The organism is Segatella copri (assembly GCF_026015625.1).
In the GTDB taxonomy this organism is placed as follows: domain Bacteria; phylum Bacteroidota; class Bacteroidia; order Bacteroidales; family Bacteroidaceae; genus Prevotella; species Prevotella copri_H.
Window position 1 is genome coordinate 2,716,065 of sequence record NZ_JAPDVG010000001.1, and the last position, 20,117, is coordinate 2,736,181.

General features: G+C 43.7%; 14 protein-coding genes and 2 tRNA genes. 12 read left to right on the forward strand and 4 right to left on the reverse strand.

The genetic code is table 11. The features are described from left to right. Positions 1 to 66 precede the first annotated feature (66 nt). The 9 genes from pyrE to metG all read left to right on the forward strand — a co-directional run bounded on the left by pyrE (position 67) and on the right by metG (position 9,008). The gene (pyrE, locus tag ONT19_RS11365; protein WP_006848066.1) at positions 67 to 699 is read left to right on the forward strand and encodes an orotate phosphoribosyltransferase; all 633 of its coding nucleotides are present in this window, start codon (positions 67 to 69) and stop codon (positions 697 to 699) included. Between the two features lie 19 nt (positions 700 to 718). Continuing rightward, the gene (locus ONT19_RS11370; RefSeq protein ID WP_117587246.1) at positions 719 to 1,180 is read left to right on the forward strand and encodes an SRPBCC family protein; all 462 of its coding nucleotides are present in this window, start codon (positions 719 to 721) and stop codon (positions 1,178 to 1,180) included. A gap of 14 nt (positions 1,181 to 1,194) precedes the next feature. Continuing rightward, entirely contained in the window at positions 1,195 to 2,532 is a 1,338-nt protein-coding gene (argH, locus tag ONT19_RS11375; protein ID WP_264952008.1) for an argininosuccinate lyase, read from the forward strand. An 18-nt stretch (positions 2,533 to 2,550) separates the two neighbouring features. Continuing rightward, on the forward strand, positions 2,551 to 3,159 hold the full coding sequence (locus ONT19_RS11380; protein ID WP_264952009.1) for a hypothetical protein: 609 nt from the start codon (positions 2,551 to 2,553) through the stop codon (positions 3,157 to 3,159). 103 nt (positions 3,160 to 3,262) lie between these two features. Next, positions 3,263 to 3,335 (forward strand) — tRNA-Gly (locus ONT19_RS11385). A gap of 20 nt (positions 3,336 to 3,355) precedes the next feature. Beyond that, a tRNA-Leu gene (locus tag ONT19_RS11390) sits at positions 3,356 to 3,441 on the forward strand. A 17-nt stretch (positions 3,442 to 3,458) separates the two neighbouring features. After that, the gene (locus ONT19_RS11395) at positions 3,459 to 4,466 is read left to right on the forward strand and encodes a DUF4369 domain-containing protein (protein WP_153082755.1); all 1,008 of its coding nucleotides are present in this window, start codon (positions 3,459 to 3,461) and stop codon (positions 4,464 to 4,466) included. 42 nt (positions 4,467 to 4,508) lie between these two features. Then, entirely contained in the window at positions 4,509 to 6,059 is a 1,551-nt protein-coding gene (locus tag ONT19_RS11400; protein ID WP_264952010.1) for a YifB family Mg chelatase-like AAA ATPase, read from the forward strand. Positions 6,060 to 6,941: 882 nt separating this feature from the next. Next, the gene (gene metG / locus ONT19_RS11405; protein ID WP_006848073.1) at positions 6,942 to 9,008 is read left to right on the forward strand and encodes a methionine--tRNA ligase; all 2,067 of its coding nucleotides are present in this window, start codon (positions 6,942 to 6,944) and stop codon (positions 9,006 to 9,008) included. Positions 9,009 to 9,100: 92 nt separating this feature from the next. Here the strand turns inward: metG and ONT19_RS11410 are convergent, their stop codons facing one another. Then, positions 9,101 to 9,805 carry a porin family protein gene (locus ONT19_RS11410; RefSeq protein WP_264952011.1) on the reverse strand — a complete coding sequence of 235 codons (705 nt, stop codon included), beginning with the start codon at positions 9,803 to 9,805 and terminating at the stop codon, positions 9,101 to 9,103. Between the two features lie 527 nt (positions 9,806 to 10,332). On the opposite strand from ONT19_RS11410, the gene ONT19_RS11415 reads away from it, so the two are divergent. The 3 genes from ONT19_RS11415 (at position 10,333) to ONT19_RS11425 (ending at position 13,258) form a co-directional block, all read left to right on the forward strand. After that, complete coding sequence (locus ONT19_RS11415; RefSeq protein WP_118067409.1) at positions 10,333 to 10,680, forward strand: helix-turn-helix domain-containing protein; 348 nt, start codon at positions 10,333 to 10,335, stop codon at positions 10,678 to 10,680. Between the two features lie 5 nt (positions 10,681 to 10,685). Next, positions 10,686 to 11,639, forward strand: a complete 954-nt coding sequence (locus ONT19_RS11420; RefSeq protein WP_264952012.1) for an IS3 family transposase — start codon at positions 10,686 to 10,688, stop codon at positions 11,637 to 11,639. A 281-nt stretch (positions 11,640 to 11,920) separates the two neighbouring features. Further along, positions 11,921 to 13,258: an ATP-binding protein gene (locus ONT19_RS11425; RefSeq protein WP_264952013.1), complete on the forward strand. Its 1,338-nt coding sequence runs from the start codon at positions 11,921 to 11,923 to the stop codon at positions 13,256 to 13,258. Positions 13,259 to 13,442: 184 nt separating this feature from the next. Here ONT19_RS11425 and ONT19_RS11430 read toward each other — a convergent pair whose 3' ends face one another. The 3 genes from ONT19_RS11430 to ONT19_RS11440 all read right to left on the reverse strand — a co-directional run bounded on the left by ONT19_RS11430 (position 13,443) and on the right by ONT19_RS11440 (position 19,799). Continuing rightward, a complete protein-coding gene (locus tag ONT19_RS11430; protein ID WP_153101139.1) occupies positions 13,443 to 15,005 on the reverse strand; it encodes an ATP-binding protein in 1,563 nt (520 codons plus the stop codon). Positions 15,006 to 15,191: 186 nt separating this feature from the next. Beyond that, entirely contained in the window at positions 15,192 to 16,727 is a 1,536-nt protein-coding gene (locus tag ONT19_RS11435) for a RagB/SusD family nutrient uptake outer membrane protein (RefSeq protein WP_264952014.1), read from the reverse strand. 21 nt (positions 16,728 to 16,748) lie between these two features. Then, entirely contained in the window at positions 16,749 to 19,799 is a 3,051-nt protein-coding gene (locus tag ONT19_RS11440; RefSeq protein ID WP_264953061.1) for a SusC/RagA family TonB-linked outer membrane protein, read from the reverse strand. Positions 19,800 to 20,117 lie beyond the last annotated feature (318 nt).

Here is a 20,117-nt window from a genome sequence, read left to right on the forward strand (position 1 = left end):
CCGCCGTGTGCAAAAATCATTGTACCTTTGCAAAATAATTAATAATAATTTAATCCTTTAAAGATTATGGACAAACTGAAGAAAGAATTCGCATCTAAGTTATTGAAAGTAAAGGCTATCAAGTTGCAGCCTAATGATCCATTCACATGGGCTTCTGGCTGGAAGTCACCATTCTATTGTGATAACCGCAAGACTCTCTCATTCCCAGAACTCCGCAATTATGTAAAGCTTGAGCTCGTTCACGCTATCCTGGAGCAGTTCCCAGAGGCTGATGCTGTAGCCGGAGTAGCTACTGGTGCCATCGCGCAGGGTGCTTTGGTTGCTGACGAACTGAACATGCCTTTCGTATACGTTCGTTCTAAACCAAAGGATCACGGTATGCAGAACCTCATCGAAGGTCAGCTCGACCCTAAGGCTAAGGTTGTGGTAGTAGAAGACTTGATTTCTACCGGCGGCAGCTCTCTCAAGGCAGTAGAGGCTCTCCGCAAGAACGGCAACGAGATTGTGGGCATGGTAGCTAGCTACACCTATGGTTTCCCTATCGCCGAGAAGGCTTTTGCTGATGCTAACGTAAAGCTGGTTACTCTGACCGACTATGAGCACGTAGTGGCAGAGGCTCTGGAGACTGGCTATATCAAGCAGGAAGACGTAGAGTTGCTCCACGAGTGGCGCAAGGACCCAGCTAACTGGAAGAAGTAATCAAGCTGACCCATCAATAATGAGTACAAGTACATTCGAAAGTAATATCAAACAGATTCCTCACAAGCAGGAATCTGTTTACCGTACATTGAGCGATCTGAACAACCTGCAGATGCTCAAAGACCGCTTCGAGCAGGTGAAAGACCAGATTCCTGAGGACAAGAGAAAGGAAATGGAAAAGCTGAAGGACCTCAAGTTTGATAGCGACAGCATCTCTATCACAGCACCTATGGTGGGTGAAATCAAGATGCGCATCATTGACCGCGAGGAGCCTAAGACCATCAAGTTTGAAACAGAAAACAGCCCTGTTCCTTTCAACTTCTGGATTCAGCTACTCCCTACTGGCGAGTTCTCATGCAAAATGAAACTCACCATCAAGGCAGAACTTAACATGTTTATCAAGGGTATGGTGAAGAAGCCATTGCAGGAAGGCATCGAAAAAATTGCTGATGCGCTTGCGATGATTCCTTACCAGGATTAATAAATAAAGAAATTATGGCACATAAACTTTGGGAAAAGAACTTCGAAGTAAACAAGGAAATTGAAAGATTCACCGTAGGAAGAGACCGCGAACTCGACCTCTATCTCGCCAAGTATGACGTGCTGGGTAGTATGGCACACATCACCATGCTCGAAAGCATCGGACTCCTGGAGAAAGATGAACTCACCCAGCTCCTTGCTGAACTGAAAAACATCTACGCCATCGCCGACAAGGGCGAATTCGTAATAGAAGACGGCGTGGAAGACGTTCATTCCCAGGTAGAACTGATGCTCACCCAGAAACTGGGCGACATGGGCAAGAAGATTCATTCGGGCAGATCACGCAACGACCAGGTTCTTGTAGACCTCAAACTCTTCACCCGTCATGAGTTGAAGGAGATTGTGGACGCCGTGAAGATTCTCTTCGACGAGCTGATTCAGAAGAGCAACCAGTATAAGGACGTGCTGATGCCGGGCTACACCCATCTGCAGGTGGCTATGCCTTCATCATTCGGTCTCTGGTTTGGCGCTTATGCTGAAGGACTTGCCGATGACATGCTCTTCCTTCAGGCTGCTTACCGCATGACAAACCGCAACCCGTTGGGTAGTGCTGCCGGCTATGGAAGTTCATTCCCATTGAACCGCACCATGACCACCGAACTTCTCGGTTTCGACAGCATGGACTATAATGTGGTATATGCACAAATGGGCAGAGGAAAGATGGAGCGCAACGTGGCTTTCGCCATGACTACCGTGGCAGGAACTTTGGCAAAGATGGCTTTCGACGCCTGTATGTTCAACTGTCAGAACTTCGGTTTCGTGAAATTGCCTAAGGAGTGCACCACCGGTTCGAGCATCATGCCACACAAGAAGAATCCAGACGTATTCGAGTTGATTCGCGCCAAGAGCAACAAGCTCCAGAGCCTTCCACAACAGGTAATGCTCATCATGAACAACCTGCCAGTAGGCTATTTCCGCGATCTCCAGATTATCAAGGAAGTGTTCCTCCCTGCCTTCGACGAGTTGAAGGACTGTCTGCAGATGGCTGCCTACATCATCAACAAGATGGAGGTGAACGAGCATATTCTTGACGATCCTCGCTACGACCCTATGTTCTCAGTAGAAGAAGTGAACCAGCTTGCAGCCAACGGAATGCCATTCCGCGATGCTTACAAGAAGGTAGGACTGGAAATCGAGGCTGGCGAATTCAAGCCAAACAAGGATATTCATCATACTCACGAAGGCAGCATCGGCAATCTCTGCAACGACAAGATTCAGGCGCTGATGGAGCAGACTCTCTCTGAGTTCCACTTCGAGCGCATGGAGAATGCCGAGAAGAATCTTCTGAAATAAAGACTGAAAGGTTTCTGCATGAAGAATAGCATATATAATAAGGTGAAGAGCATGGCTGGAATAGCTATGCTCTTACTTTGTTCGTGCGATGCAGAAAACAGCATCAGCACCAAATATCCCTGCCAGTTCTATTTCAAGTCGCAATACCATCCGGGCACAAGTCTGGAAACAGCCCTCAACGGAACGGGCATCTACACGATGGTTAGCGCCAAAAAGGTGAATGGAGCCTGGAATATCTATTCTACATTAAACGATGGAAAAAAACAGACGGAAACCATCATCCTCTCTACAGCGAAGGAGAATTATGCCAACTATACCTATCTGGGAGCGGGCAACGACCCTAAAGATGCCAAAAAGAACGGCTTCATCATGGGATTATCCAACTTCAGCGGACCTGTAGCCTGGGACCGCCAATGCCCCAACTGTCTGGAACAATATGGCGGCACCAACTATCCGCTGGAATGGACCGGCAACCGCCAATCGGTAATTTGCGACAAATGTAAACGCATCTACAGCCTGGAAAACGGAACCATCACAAGCGGCGGAAAGAGCAAAAGCGACAAGCCGCTGATGCAATATCGGGTAACCTACGGTGGCAAAGGAACCGATATATACGTGGGAAACTAAGCTGAAACGGAGGGCAAACGAAAAAAATGGCGCTTTCTTGTCTTAAAAAATGTAAATCGTTTGGAGATTTAAAGAAATAGCATTACCTTTGCACCCACATAACGCGGAAATAGCTCAGTTGGTAGAGCACAACCTTGCCAAGGTTGGGGTCGCGGGTCCGAGTCCCGTTTTCCGCTCAACTCTTAACGTTTACCATGCCGCAATGGTGGAATTGGTAGACACGAGGGACTTAAAATCCCTTGGCCAGTAATGGCTGTGCGGGTTCGAGTCCCGCTCGCGGCACCTTAAAGTTTTTCCTTATGAAAAAATTTGCTTACATCCTCATTTTATTCATTACGCTGGTCTTAACATCATGTGGTGTTAGCAGTGGGCATTTCAAGTTTGAAGGCAAATTTCTCAATATGAATCAAGGCGAGTTTTATGTATACAGTCCTGACGGGGGCTTCGAAGGCGTTGACACCATCAAGGTAGAAGGCGGCCGTTTCACTTTCGAAACTGAATGTAAGGAAGATTTTACCATTATGCTTGTTTTCCCTAATTTCTCTGAGCAGCCTATCTTCGCAAAATCGGGCAAATCAGTAGAAATCAAGGCAGATGCTTCGCACCTTAAGGAAATGGAGGTAAGCGGAACCGAGGATAACGAACTGATGACAAAATTCCGCAAGAACATCTTGAAAGATACGCCACCTGAGGCTAAAAAGCATGCTGAAGACTTCGTCAGAGAACATCCGAATTCTGTGTGCAGCATCTATCTGATCAAAAAATACTTCATCACTTCTACACAACCTGATTACCGCAAGGCGCTCTCACTCATCAATATCGTAGAGAAGGAACAGCCTAAAAACGGACAGTTGGCTAAGATGAAGCAGTTGGCAGAAACCATGAAGAATGTAGGCACCGGTGCAACCCTGCCTTCATTTACAGCATACGATATCAATGGAAAACTCGTTTCCAGTACAGAAATGAGCAGCGCTCCGGTTGCCGTAATCTACACCTGGGCTACCTATAACTATGACAGCCAGGACATGCAGCGCGAACTGAAGAGCCGTCAGAAGAAATCGAACGGCAAGCTTAAGCTGATGGCTTTCTGTCTGGATGCCAGCAAGAGCGAATGCAAGAACAACATCAAGCGCGACTCTATCGCATGCCCTATCATCTGCAACGGCGAAATGCTGGAAGACAAGACCTTGAAGAAGTTGGGATTGGGAAACCTTCCTGACAACATCATACTTCAAAATGGTAAAATCATCGCCCGAGGCATGAAAAAGCAAGAGCTTTACAATAAGCTCGACCAACTGCTAAAATAAATACTTTCGAGCTAGTCAAGAACCCATAAAAAGCACGCCTATATGTTAGTAAAGACATATTGTGCAGCAGTTAACGGACTAGAAGTAACTACTGTAACCGTAGAAGTAAGCCTCAACAGAGGCGTCATGTACCACCTCACAGGCTTAGGCGACGAGGCGGTTAAGGAGAGCCGTAACCGAATTTCAGCAGCTCTCCAGTATAGCGGCTTCAAATTTCCGATAGCCGACATCACTATCAATCTGGCTCCAGCTGACCTCAGGAAAGAGGGCAGCAGTTTCGACTTGCCGCTTGCAATCGGACTTCTAGGCGCCAACAACAACATTCCCGAAGATCATCTGAAAGAGTACATGATGGTAGGCGAGCTGAGCCTTGACGGTACGCTCCAGCCTATCAAAGGTGCCCTGCCGATAGCTATCAGAGCCAGAGCAGAGCACTTTAAGGGACTGATTGTGCCGGAACAGAACGCTCGGGAAGCGGCTGTCGTAAACAATCTTGAGGTTTACGGCATGAAAACGCTTTTCGAAGTCATACAATTCATGAGCGACAGAAGCAATCCTTCTCCTACAATTGTTGACACCCGCAAGGAATTTTACGAAAACCAGACACATTGTGAATACGATTATGCCGATGTTCGCGGTCAGGAGAACGTGAAAAGAGCGCTCGAAGTGGCTGCGGCTGGCGGACACAACCTGATTATGGTAGGTCCTCCAGGTTCCGGAAAGTCGATGATGGCAAAACGTTTGCCGTCTATTCTTCCTCCCCTCACGCTCTCTGAGAGTCTGGAAACAACACAGATTCACTCCATTGCAGGCAAACTGGGCAAGAATGTATCACTCATTTCCCAACGCCCGTTCCGGTCTCCTCACCATACCATCTCTCAAGTGGCTCTGGTAGGAGGTGGAACTTCACCACAACCGGGAGAAATATCGCTCGCCCATAATGGCGTTCTGTTCTGCGATGAACTTCCGGAGTTCAATAAAACCACTCTGGAAGTACTCCGCCAGCCTTTGGAAGACCGCCACATCAACATCAGCAGAGCGAAATATTCTACAGATTACCCATGTTCATTCATGTTTGTGGCAAGTATGAACCCTTGTCCATGCGGATATTATGGTGATCCGACACATCGCTGTGTCTGCACGCCAGGCCAGATTCAAAGATACATGAACAAGATTTCGGGTCCGTTACTCGACCGCATCGACATCCAATGCGAAATCAGTCCCGTTCCTTTCCAGGACATATCGAAGGCAGCACCAGGTGAGCCTAGTGCCAAGATCAGAGAAAGAGTCATCAAGGCAAGAGAAGTTCAGGCCGAAAGATTCAAAGATTATAAAGGCATCCATTGCAACGCCCAGATGACAGAAAGAATGATTCATCAGTTTGCCGAACCCGACGAACGAGGCATAGAACTGCTCCGAATGGCAATGGAGAAGCTTTCTTTGTCAGCCAGAGCCTATAACAGAATCCTGAAAGTGGCACGAACCATTGCTGATTTGGCAGGAAGTGAACAGATTAAGCCTGACCATATAGCAGAAGCCGTGGGATACAGAACCCTCGACAGAGGCGATTGGGCAGAAAGAGGACATTTATAATCATAAAGAAGATATATGTAAAAGGATAAAAATCCGTTTTTTCCTATCATTCGCTCTAAAAAGTTGGATTTATAAAGAAAAAAAGGGAGAAAAATAGAAGAATAGCCATTTTAAAATAGTTACAAACCTGTTTTAGAATGGCTATTTTCTTTTGTCATTACGAAAATATTACCCCATGAAGACAAAAGTACCACAAAAAACAGACAAAAACGAATAGTAAAATCGTCCAAGACGGGGTAATTTCTATTCTCTAAGGTGTAATAATTGATTTTAATTACCTTTTAAATTTACAAAAATCACTAATTCTAATAAAAATTACCCCATATAGGATAAAAAAATGCATTACCTTTGCAACCGTAAAAAGAAAGTTAGCACAACGCTAGTTTAATTATTAACAACAAAACTATTAAGATTATGGATTGCATTTTTAAAATTACAAACGCAGTAAAGAAGATTGGTTTCGTAATTCTTCTTGCAGAGTTGGCCGTTATCGCCTATATGAACGTAATGTAAGAAATCTCTCTATAGATATAAATATATAAGGAGGAAGTTTTCTACATACTAAGGTAATTAGATTGTAAAAGGTCAACAACATAAGTTGTCAAAACGAATAAGCTCTTAGAAAAAGTAAATGATAATAATTAGGTACAGTCCTATCAGGGAGGAGTCTGATGGAAATGTACAAGATGGGAGGCTCTTGCAGAGATGCGAAGGGCCTTTTTTTGTATCCAGCCCTACGCTATCCTTACTATAAAAACACTAAAGAACCCAGCTTTTTACACCTTATTATATATATAAGTAAGAAAAAGCGACGATAATTCTTTCTTATCTCCAACATTTTTTGTAATTTTGCAGCCAAATAACAAAAATATATTAGCTAATATGGAACAAAAGAACTTTAAACGTACTACCGTGACTGCGGCTTTGCCTTATGCCAACGGTGGTGTGCACATCGGTCACCTGGCAGGTGTATACGTGCCAGCCGATATCTATGTTCGCTATCTCCGCCTCAAGAAGCAGGATGTTGTCTTCATCGGCGGTAGCGATGAGCATGGTGTACCTGTTACTATCCGTGCCAAGAAAGAGGGAATTACCGTTCAGGAGGTGGTTGACCGCTATCACAATCTCATCAAGAAGAGCTTCGAGGACTTCGGAATCTCTTTTGATATTTACAGCCGTACCACTTCGCCTACTCACAATAAGTTTGCTTCAGACTTCTTCCGCACACTCTACGACAAGGGCGTATTGGAAGAAAAGGTAGAGGAGCAGTTCTGCGACGAGGTAACAGGCGAATTCCTTACCGACCGTAATATCGTAGGTACTTGTCCTCGCTGTGGTGCAGAGGGTGCTTATGGAGACCAATGCGAGAAATGTGGTGCTACCCTCTCTCCTGAGGAGCTCATCAACCCTACCAACAAGAACAACCCAGGTCATGGTCTCGTAAAGAAGCCTACCAAGAACTGGTATCTTCCATTGAACAAGTATCAGGATTGGTTGAAGAAGTGGATTCTGGAAGGCCACAAAGAGTGGCGTACCAATGTTTACGGCCAATGCAAGAGTTGGTTGGACATGGATCTTCAGCCACGTGCGATGACACGCGACTTGGATTGGGGTATTCCTGTTCCAGTAGAGGGAGCAGATGGAAAGGTGCTCTACGTTTGGTTCGATGCACCTATCGGTTACATCTCAAATACCAAAGAACTCTGCGATGCTCATCCAGAAAAGTGGGGAACATGGCAGAAGTGGTGGCAGGATCCTGAAACACGTCTTGTTCACTTCATCGGTAAGGACAATATCGTGTTCCACTGCATCATCTTCCCTACTATGCTGAAGGCTCACGGCGACTATATCTTGCCAGACAACGTACCAGCCAACGAGTTCCTGAACCTGGAGGATGATAAGATTTCAACATCCCGCAACTGGGCTGTATGGTTGCACGAGTATCTCGTAGATTTGCCAGGCAAGCAGGATGTATTGCGCTATGTATTGACAGCCAATGCGCCTGAGACCAAGGACAACAACTTTACCTGGAAGGATTTCCAGGAGCGCAACAACTCTGAGTTGGTTGCCGTTTACGGTAACTTCGTAAACCGTGCCCTCCAGCTCACCAAGAAGTATTGGGGCGGCGTAGTTCCTGCCTGTGGTGAATTGCAGGAGGTAGATGAGAAGGCTATCGCTGAGTTCAAGGACGTGAAGGAGAAGGTTGAGCAGTATCTTAACGTATTCAAGTTCCGCGAGGCTCAGAAAGAGGCTATGAACCTGGCTCGTATCGGTAACCGATACATCACAGAGTGTGAGCCTTGGAAGGTTTGGAAGACCGATCCTAAGCGTGTGGAGACCATCCTGAACATCTCCCTGCAGCTGGTTGCCAACCTCGCCATCGCCTTCGAGCCATTCTTGCCATTCTCTTCAGAGAAGCTCCGCAAGATGATCAATATGCCTAACTTCGAGTGGACTCAGCTCGGCAGCACAGATTTGCTCAAGGCTGGTACCCAGCTCGGTGAGCCTGAATTGCTCTTCGAGAAGATTGAGGATGAGGTTATCGAAAGACAGCTCCAGAAGCTCGCTGACACCAAGAAGGCTAACGAGGAGGCTTCTTATCAGGCTGCTCCTATCAAGCCAGAGGTTAGCTTCGATGATTTCGAGAAACTCGATATCCGCGTAGGTCACATTCTGAACTGCGAGAAGGTAAAGAAGTCTAAGAAACTCCTGAAGTTCACCATCGACGATGGTTCTGGCGTAGAGCGCACCATCTGCTCAGGTATCGCAGCCTACTACGAGCCAGAGCAGCTGATCGGCAAGGACGTATTGTTCGTAGCCAACTTTGCTCCTCGCAAGATGATGGGCATCGAGAGTCAGGGTATGATTCTGAGTGCTGTCAACTTCGACGGCTCATTGAACGTAACTTCTCTCCTTGGCAAGGTTAAGCCAGGAAGCCAGGTTGGATAAAGAATCATAGAATCATCTGATTATCAGATAAGGTAAAAGCCTCAAATCCTTTGCGGATTTGAGGCTTTTCTTATTTCTATCCAAATATTCTTTTATAATGTAAAACGATAACCCACGGTAAAGGTCAGAGCCTTGTTCTTACAGTTATCCCAATCGCCCTTGCTAGCCTTCGTCAGGCTCACGTTGTAACGGGCATCCAGAATCACGTTCATATATTCATAGCTCAAGCCCAAAGGAATGGCTACATCCACCTTCTTGGCAGGCCAAGTAGCTTCGGTCTCGTGCATTTCCTTGTATGTAATCGACCCGTTCTTGTCCTTCTGAAGGTCGGTTTCCTCTCTTTTCACCTTGCCGTCACCACAAAGGAATCCCACCTGAACGCCTGCATTCACCGACAAACCCTCTACAAGATAGGCTTTCAGCATGAGCGGTACCTGAATATAATTGAGGTTCACATGATGATTCTTAATACCTGTATATTCCCCTTTTTCAGCATTCTCAGTCAACTCGCAGTCTGGGAAGCGCATACCCTGTCGGGCATAATAAGCACCCAGCGTAATACCCAGGCTCTTACCTATGCGATATTCCACATCTGCGCCGCCCATGAATCCAGCCTGATACTTAGGCTTTAGCGAGATTTCCTTCTCTGGTTCGAGGACCAATCCGCTCCAGTTAGCCAGAGATACACCAATACGAGGAATTACCGAGAATCTGCCTACCGGATTCTCCACTTCTTGTGCCTTTGCTCCCACAACAGCAAGCAGCAGCACCATCATTATAACTATTTTCTTTTTCATTTCCACAACAGTTTGTATATCATAATAACAAGAAACAAGGGATAATATTGCATCCTACAGCCATTTTTCTCCATGAAAGACCTGTTCTCGCAAAGTGTTAACAAATACAACTCATAGTTTTCTTCCCCTCAACTCACCGTTTTCTGGAGCATAAGTCATAGTTTACGCCATGCCAAACCTGCATTTATGACCTAAAAATATAACACGGACAAATTGAATTTGTCCGGTTGTTTGTCCGGCAGCTTCATAATCTTCTCATAGTCAGCGATTTATATCATACCGGACAAATTTGTCCGGACAAATTCAATTTGTCCGTGTTTTTTTCTTGGAAAGTTTTCCTCATCCCGATTATGCTGCCCCTCAAAAAGTAGACACAGAAAGGTGGAAAACTGATGGAAAATGATTACCTTTGCAAGCAGATAGAGTTGTGTGCCCTGTAGAGAGGGCGTAGCCCGAACGTAAGGGCACACAACTTGCCGAAGCACGGTTATCTTATCGTCAAGTATTCACCAGAAAGGAAACTTTTTATGGCAAAGCATTTAAATCCATTGGAAAAGGAGTTCTTGATTCGTAAGTTCAAGGGAAACTCCAAAGTTAAGCTCGGTGATTTCTGCAGGGCAAACAATGTCTCGGAAACTTCTTTTAAGAAGTGGCTGAAGCAATATGAAGAAGCAGGCATAGAGGGGTTGGCTCGTGCTGATGCTGAGATTGGGAACATACTTCCTGAGGGCATTGACAAAACCAAGGAGGGGTATAAGCGAGAAATCCTACGCTTGCGTATTGAGAATGAACGGCTCAAAAAAAAATATCTGGTGAGGCAGAACGAGGATGGGCAAACGGAGTATGTTCGTTTAAAAATGAAGAGTTCAAAATAGTGGACATGCTATCGCACGAGTATCCTGTCAAGGATATCTGCAAGATGATGGGAGTAAGTCGGTCGGGGTATTACAAGTGGCTTAGAAGAGAGCCTTCATCCCGTGAGATCAATCGTGAGTTCATGGTGGGTGTGGTTGAGGACATACACTCGGAACACCCAACACATGGCTACAGGTGGGTGGCGGCGTACATAAGAATCAATTTACAGTTGAGTATCAGCGACAATTTCTCTTATAAATGCTTCCAATATCTTGGTATTCAGTCACAAACGAGACACAAGATACATTACAAACCACGTAAGGTAAAGGATAAGTACCCCAACCTCATTTATTCCACGTGGGACACGGTAGACAGACCTCGACAAGTTATCGTCTCTGACATGACAGTCATCAAATACTCTTGGTTCTTCTTTGAGTTGACCATGTATTTCGATGTCTTTACGAAAGAAATCCTAACGTGGCATGTGGCTGAGAGACGTGGACATAGAGACCAGTACATTGATGGGCTAAATGATGTCATCAACCTGTTGAAGGGCACAGATGAGCCAACTGTTCTTCATACGGACCAAGGTAGCGTGTATGCTTCACTCGCCTATAATGAGCTGATAAAGGACACGTTGATTGTGAGGTCTATGTCCAGGGCAGGAAAGCCTACAGACAACCCTGTGAACGAATCCCTCAACGGATGGATAAAAGAGGAATTGTTCATAGACTTCAAGATTGAGACATGTAATTCAAGAGAGGAGTTCGAGGAGGCCTTGGACGCATACGTGGATTATTACAATGAGAAAAGACCATGTTGTGCTATCGGCTATGATACGCCAAATAATTACAGGAAGAGGTTTTATAAAGGGGAGCTTCCAAGAAAGGACACTTTTGGGAAGCGAGAGGCTAATGCTACACCGAAGTTCGTCACAGAACGGAAGAAAATGGCTGGAAATGAGAAAAATAAAGAATAATGTTCACTTTTATAAAGAAAAACTTGCAAATATGGATGAGATTGTCTACTTTTGCAAATGAAAAGGAACGAAATTTGATAGATATGTGTACTTTTAAAAATATAAATAATTAATAATCATTTTTTGTGTCCACTTTGGGGAACTGCTACATTAAAAGATAAACATTTGGGGGATTTGGAACATTTCAAGCAAAAACATTTGGGGGATTTGGAACATTTTAACAAAAAACATTTGGGGGATTTGGAACTTATATGTATCTTTGCGCTCAAAATCAGCAAGTTATGAGAAAAAGAACATTTAAAAGAAAAGTGTACGACAAAATGCTCGAATGGAAGCGAGAGAGAAATGGTAGCACAGCCCTCTTGCTCAAAGGAGCACGCCGTGTAGGAAAGTCAACAGTAGCCAAAGCTTTCGCAGAAAATGAATACAAAAGCTATATCCTTATAGATTTCGCACAAGCATCTAAGGAAGTGAAACAGCTGTTTGACAACCTCATGGACTTGAACTACATATTTTTACGCCTCCAATCAATCTACCAAGTAATCTTGGAGCCACGCAAATCAGCCATCATTTTCGATGAAGTACAAATGTGCCCACAAGCCCGGCAAGCCATCAAATACCTAGTAGCAGACGGAAGATACGACTACATAGAGACAGGCTCTCTTATCAGTATCAAAAAGAATGTAGAAAACATTTTGATTCCAAGCGAAGAAACACGTTTGGATCTCTATCCGATGGATTACGAGGAATTTCGATGGGCAATGGGCGATACTGCTACATTCCCCCTTCTCAAGCAGTTTTTCGATGCAAAAGTTCCATTGGGAGCAGCGCATCGAGAAGCCATGCGCAACCTTCGTCTATATATGCTCGTAGGCGGAATGCCACAAGCCGTAAACGAGTACTTAGATACCAACAATCTGAGCAAAACAGATGCCGTAAAGCGAGAAATCATAGAACTTTATCTTGACGACTTCAGAAAGATTGACAAAACAGGAAGAGCTGCCAAGTTATTCGAGAGTATTCCTTCCGAATTAAACAAAAATTCAGCCAGATACCAGGTAGCAAGCGTATTGGATGATGCAGGCAGAAAGAATCTCATGGGAGTCTTGGCAGACATGAAAGACAGCATGGTGGTCAATTTCGCCTATCACGCAAATGATCCCAATGTTGGTTTTTCATTACATAGTGACGAAGACTACTATAAAATGTTTGTTGGAGACACAGGGCTATTCGTCACACTTGCTTTTTGGGATAAAGACTACACAGAGAACACCATTTACGAAAAGTTGTTGAGCGACAAACTGAGTGGCGATATGGGGTATGCCTATGAGAATCTCGTTGCCCAAATGCTTACCGCATCAGGAAACAAACTGTTCTATTACACATTTCCCCATGCAACAAGTCACAAGAACTATGAGATAGATTTCTTGCTATCTCGTGGCAAGAAGATTTATCCGATAGAAGTGAAATCATCAGGATATAACAGTCACAAGTCGCTAGATGAGTTTTGCCAGAAGTTCTCTGATAGAATCGAAAAAAGATACCTGTTATATACGAAAGATTTCAAAAAAGATGGACAGACCTTATTGGTGCCAATATATATGACACCTTTGCTATAAATAAAATATAACACGGACAAATTCAATTTGTCCGTGTTTTTTTTCTTGGAAAGAAGCGAGCTTTACAGCCAGCATTCTTACCCCTGTATTCGTCAAAAGTGTGATTTATCACAAAAAAATCGAATAACATGGAGATAAAACGTTATACAATGTCACTCGTTTAAACAGTAACAAAAAGCAATATTTACCCTTCTACTATCTTCCATTCACCAATGGTTCGCTTCTGGCTGTCGTAGTTGATTCCAACTTTTACCATTCGTTTGCCGTCAGCTGAATAAGGAATGAGATAACCTTTGTCATCAATCTGCTGCAAAGCTTCCTCAGCCGTCTTATCAAACTTCAATTCCATCACATAGATTGTATCCGGCATATGAAGAACGGCATCTGCTCTGCCTATTGCACTATCCTCCTCCACCAAGATGTAAGCACCCATCAAATTAAAAATGAGATAAAAGACCGTTTGGAAGTCCTTCTCGTTCTTGTTGGCAAGTCGATTGGAGATACTGGCGAGATAAGCCTGCATTTTCTGCAAAGCACCATCCATATTATTTTTATATAGTTGCTCCAAAAAGTCGAAGATGAAACTATTATTGTTCAACGATATTGGAGAGAGATAGTTAGGAGCCAAGGAACGAACCATTCCTACACGCACTTCCTTGTTTGGATAATCCAGCTGATAGCTCTGCAAGATAGGGTTATACTTCTTGATGGTGAGATACCCACTCTGATAAAGCAATGGTAAAGCAGAAGTCATCTGCTCAGGAGAGACATCGAAATCATCCACCCCTACGGATTTCTGTTCTATATCCATCACCCCCACATGATGTTTGCGTAAAGTGTTGATAATGTATGCAGGAGTACCTGAACTAAACCAATAAGCTGCTATTTCCTTACTTCTCAACGCTTTAACCAGACTAAATGGATTAAACACATCTTCTGATTTTTTACTGAAATGATAACCATCATAATATGAACTCAACTCGGCAACCGTTTCATCAAAAGTTTTTCCCAAAGACTTGGCTAGCAACTCAACATCAGGCTTCATCACCGTCAGTAGTTCTGTCTTGCTGATACCACAGATAGCAGAATACTGATCGAACATGCTGATATTATCCAAATTATTGATCTCGCTAAAGATACTCAACTGAGAGAACTTGGTGATACCCGTGATAAAGGTAAATTCCAGCCAAGGGTCGAGATATTTCAATGGGCTATAGAACTTCCTCATAACCAAGCGCAATGGCATCAAACTTTCCTTCTCATGCACGACATCCAAGAGAGGAGCATCATATTCGTCTATCAAAACGACCACCTTTTGACCCGTCTTCTTATAGGCACGCTTTACCAAAGACTGCAAACGCTGGCTCGGCTGCACCGCCAATTCGTCACGTCCATAGACCTGCTCGTATTCTGAAAGCATGTAGCCCAGCATCTCTTCTAACCCTTCGGGTGTCTGATTTTTGGCAGTACTCATGTCGAAGTGAAGAACAGGATGCTTCACCCATTCTTTCTCATATTCGCCAAGTGCCAAACCATCAAACAGTTCCTTCCTGCCCTCATAATATGCCTGGAGCGTAGAGACAAAAAGCGACTTACCGAATCGTCTTGGACGACTCAGAAACACATATTTAGAACCATTACGCAAGAAATCGACAATATACCTTGTCTTATCTACGTACACATAATTACCCTCTCGTATATCAGAGAACGTTTGCATTCCTACTGGGTATTTTCTTATCTCTTCCATAGCCATATTTCTTTAGACGGTGCGAAGTTACGAATAAAATATCAGATACGCAAATAAAAAGACAAAAAAAAGAGAGGCGAGCTTCACAGCCAGCCTCTCCCGAGAGATTTATAGAAAATACCACTCATGGCATTCCTATATTGTTGATTAAAAATATTATCTTATTAAAATATTCCATCACAGCGATTACTCACCGTAACCCGTATTCTGCTTGATGTTAGGGTTGGCGTTGATCTCTGCCTGCGGAATGGCAGCAATAGCCTTGAAGTAATCACGGTTGAAAGACTGAGCTTCCTTGCTCAATGTCTTGTGCCAACCCTTATCAGCTTCACTTGTATAACGGGTGATAGTCTCGTTATTACGCAAAGCATCAAAGTAACGCTGTCCCTCGCCAATCAACTCCTTACGACGCTCAATCAAGATACGCTCAAGTGTGATGTTATCCACTGTAGCCAAAGAAGCCTCTGTTGTGGTACGGTTCTTTACCAAATCATTCAGATACTCTACAGCCTTAGTCTTGTCATTATTTCTAAATGCACACTCTGCAGCTGTCAAGTAAACCTCAGAAAGACGGATAATTGGAACGATAGTAACATTACGAAGATTACCACCTTGACCACGAAGTTTGTTAAGGAAGACTTTATTGGTTCCATAAACAGCAACTTCTTTTTCTGCTTTTGCTGGCAAGAACATATCGTTACGAACATCTTTTGGGTCTGAAGTAAGCATGTCAACAAACTTCTTAGTAGCAACCATTTCCTTGTAGCCATCACGCTGCTGAAGGTTACCGATACCATTCAAGTCATTGTTGTCTGTAGAACCTGCCACATTGAGACGGAACAAGAACTCACTCTCATTAGGAGTTGAAGCATCCCATGCCTTGAAGTATTGGTCACGAGTCCACAACGCTGCGCCAGAATTCTTGATAATATCCTCAGCAACAGACAAGGCGTTAGCATAATCACCCATATTCAAATAAACACGAGAAAGGATTGCCTTTGCTCCCCAAACGCTTACATAACCTGGTTCTGTCTCTGTAGCAAGAGCATTAGAGCTGATAGCCTCAGTCAAATCCTTCACTACTTGGGTGTAAACCTCAGCAACAGTGCTACGAGCAGGTTTTGCATTAGACTCCAGCACTCCTGTTACCAATGGTACACCAAGAGATGCACCCTGATCCTCTGTATATGGCTTACCATAGATACGAACAAGGTCAAAATGAGCAAGGGCACGGAGTACCTTTGCCTCTGCCGCATACTGGTCAATAGTAGCCTTAGCCTCTGCTGCATCGCTCAAAGCACCACCTTCTGCAGCAGCGATGATACGATTAGCACGGCCAATAACAATATATGGTGATTTCCAAGCTACGTTACTGGAAGAAGTACTTGATGTAAACTCAGATGCTGTCTGATAGTTCATGTCATAGTAGAAACTTGCACGGTTAGAACCACCAAGATTATTATACTGATAATCATCACCTGCATGAACATCACCATAAACGAAGAATTGCTGACCATAGTAATCTACCAAGTTGCTGTTTCCCTTCAAAGCCGCGTACATACCCGTTCTCGCAGCAGCCAAGTCTGAACTGCTGGTCAAGGCTGCATCGGCATCTGTACCATCAGAAGGAGCTACGTCCAACCAATCATTGACGCAAGATGACAGGCTGGCTGCCAAAATAGCGCAGCCCATTACCTTATATATTGATTTTAATACTTTCATTGTATTTCGTTCTTTTATAAATTAGAAACTAAGTTCGATACCAAATGTATAAGTTCTCAAAGCTGGCATTTCAAATGTACACAAGCCATCCACTGGTGTCTCTGGATCAACAAAAAGATCCTTAGACTTCCAGGTCAACAAGTTGTTGGCAGAGAAATATACACGAGCCTTGCTCAAGCCAAGGTTGCTGATCCACTCCTTTGGTGCTGAGAAACCTAAGGTAAGGTTCTTCAAGCGAAGATAATCGTTAGGCATCAACCAACGAGAAGACAACACACCCTTACCATAACTAGCCTGGAACTTAGGCAACTTAGCATTATCGCCTGGCTTCTGCCACATATCCTCCAACTTATAGTAAGAAGGGATTGCTCCATAGAGGGCGTATGTACCACCATTATCGTGCAACCAAGTAGCATAATCGTAAGAGTCACCGCCCAACTTATAGGTCAAAGTAAAGTTGAAGTCGATAAACTTCCACTTGATGAAGTTAGACAAACCGCCCTCAAGTGCTGGCTCATGATGACCAACAATAGTCTTGTTTGCCTCAGCTACATTAGTAGTGGTCTTGCGAGCATTCTCAGTTCCATCATTGATGTAATAGCTCTCCAAACCTGTCTCAGGGTCAACACCTGCATACTCATACATATAGTAAGAATAGTAAGGCTTGCCTACCTGATGAATCATGGCACCGCTGATAATCTTGTCATCATCACCTGTCAACTCTGTTACCTTGTTGGAGTTATGACCAAAGTTCAGAGAAGTAGTCCAAAGGAAGTCCTTCTTCTGAATGTTGGTAGAAGAAATGGTCACCTCAATACCTTGGTTACGCATAGAACCTACATTCTGAGCCATGGTAGCCAACAGAGAAGAATCATCATAGTAACCTGGAATCATAGAGATAGGACGGTTCATAATCAAATTGGATGTATTACGAACGTAGTAATCCAATGTTACAGAGATACGGTTGAGGAATGTCAAGTCAAGACCAAAGTTCCAAGCCTTGTTCTGCTCCCACTTCAAGTCCTTGTTGGCTACACCAATGATACCCATACCATTGCTACCATTGTAGTACTCACCATACTTATAAAGGTTCATGTAACTATACAAGCCAGATGGAAGAGTTCCGTTCACACCATAAGATACACGAATCTTACCATCGCTCAATATATCCTTGATAGAATCCATGAACTTTTCTGCACCAAAGCGCCAAGCACCAGATACAGACCAGAACGAACCCCAACGATTCTCACGTGCCATACGAGAACTACCATCACGACGATAGCTTACACCAGCATAATACAAATCGTTATAGTTGTAGTTGACACGACCCAAGAAAGAAGTCATCTTTGAGTCATACTTGTAACTCTGCATAGAGGTATCGCCAGAGTTAGCGAACTCATACAAGTTGCCAGGGAAGTCTGTACCGGAAGCGTATGAGTTGTTGTTATGCCATGCCTCTGTCTCGAAACCAAGCAAAGCATCCACATTGTGGGCACCAAAAGACTTATTATATGTCAACTGTGTCTGAGTGTTCATGGTTGTCCACTCATTGTAAGTACGCTGCATCACACCATTTGAGCCAGAACCATTACCACAGTATTTGTCCCAAAGCACATCCTCGGTAGAGTTGATGTAGTCGTAAGCTACCTTCTCACGCAACTTCAAGTTGTCCCAAATGTTCCATTCGAGAGCCAAGGTGCTGTAAGAACGTGTCGTATTGGTTCTATCAGACATGTGCTGGTTCTCATAAATAGGGTTATAACCATTGTTATAAGCACCATCTGTCTTTGTCAGCAAATTACCATTCTTGTCATAGATAGCATTAGAAGGGCCGAGGAACCATACTGCACTTGAGATGGCACCAGCAAAAGAAGCGCCACCATCCATAGCAGAGTTCTGATGCATAGATGAAATCATTGAGCTAGCATCCAACTTGAACTTACCAAAACGATGGGAAACGTTTACATTACCTGTCATACGTTCCAAGCCTGAACGGTCAACAATACCATTCTGCTTTGCATATGACAAAGATGCATAGAACTTGGTCTTATCATTACCACCAGTTACACTTGCCTGATAGTTCTGGTTAGAACCATTTTTGAAGAGAGCGTCACGCCAATTAGCCCAGCCATTCTCTGGTTTTGCTGCATAATCATCAATATTAGCATCAGCATATGCTGCAGCCGAAGCATCGGTTGTACCATCAATATTGTCGTAAGCATAGTTCTTCAAGCCTTGATAAATCAAGGCACGACGAGAATCACCATCCAACGTTGGACGATAGTTGATAGCCATGTTAGAGAATCCCCAGTCGCTACGGAAATCAACCTGGGTCTTACCTGCACTACCACTCTTGGTTGTAATGACAAGCACACCATTGGCTGCACGAGAACCATACAAAGAGGCTGCGGCAGCATCCTTGATAACAGTGATAGATTCGATATCGTTGCTGTTCAATGTAGAAAGTGCATTGGTACCAGAACCATTGTAACCAATTCCAGTCTGAGCATCATTGAAACCACTCAAGTTACCAGAGTTCACAGGAGTACCATCAATCACAATCAATGGATCGTTACCTGCATTGATAGAACCCATACCACGAATACGGATATAGTTCATTGCACCTGGCTGGCCAGAGAAAGAAGAAATAGAAACTCCTGGGATATTACCAGAAAGCTTATCTTCAACAGAAAGTGAAGGAACATCACTCAACTTAGCTGTTGACATGGAAGCAGCAGCACCTGTAAATGAGGATTTCTTGAAGTTACCATAACCTGTAACAATCACCTCATCCAAGGATTTGTTATCAGAAGTCAAAACAATCTTCATGTTAGAACTTGCTTTGACAGTTTGTGAATTCATACCTATATAGGTAATCTCCAACTTGGAGCCGGCTGGAACATTCAAACTGAAGTTTCCATCGACATCCGTAACAGTACCCGTATTAGTACCAGCTACCTTGATTGATGCGCCAATAACAGGCTCACCATCCTCTGAAGCTACTACCTTACCGGTAACAGATGTTTGGGCAAAGGCTACTCCACAACTGAGAATTGCCCCCCCCCCACAAATAAAGCGATTCTTTTAAACATAATCTCTCTCTTTATTAGATAATAATTTATAAATTTATAATAATCGGCTGCAAAATTAGATTTTTTTTCGGATATTTGCAAATATTTTGAAAGAAAAATTTAATAACGCACATAAAAAAGTCTGTTTTTAACACTTCTACCTTGTCATATTGCAACAAAAAGAATATTTTTGCAACAATAAGGCTATAATTTGTAAGAACAGAAATAAGAAGGTTCTTAAGTTATCTATACAGGCATCTGCCGGGTAAGACGTATTGCTTAAATACGTAGAACAAATAGATTAAATTGTCACAGTTCT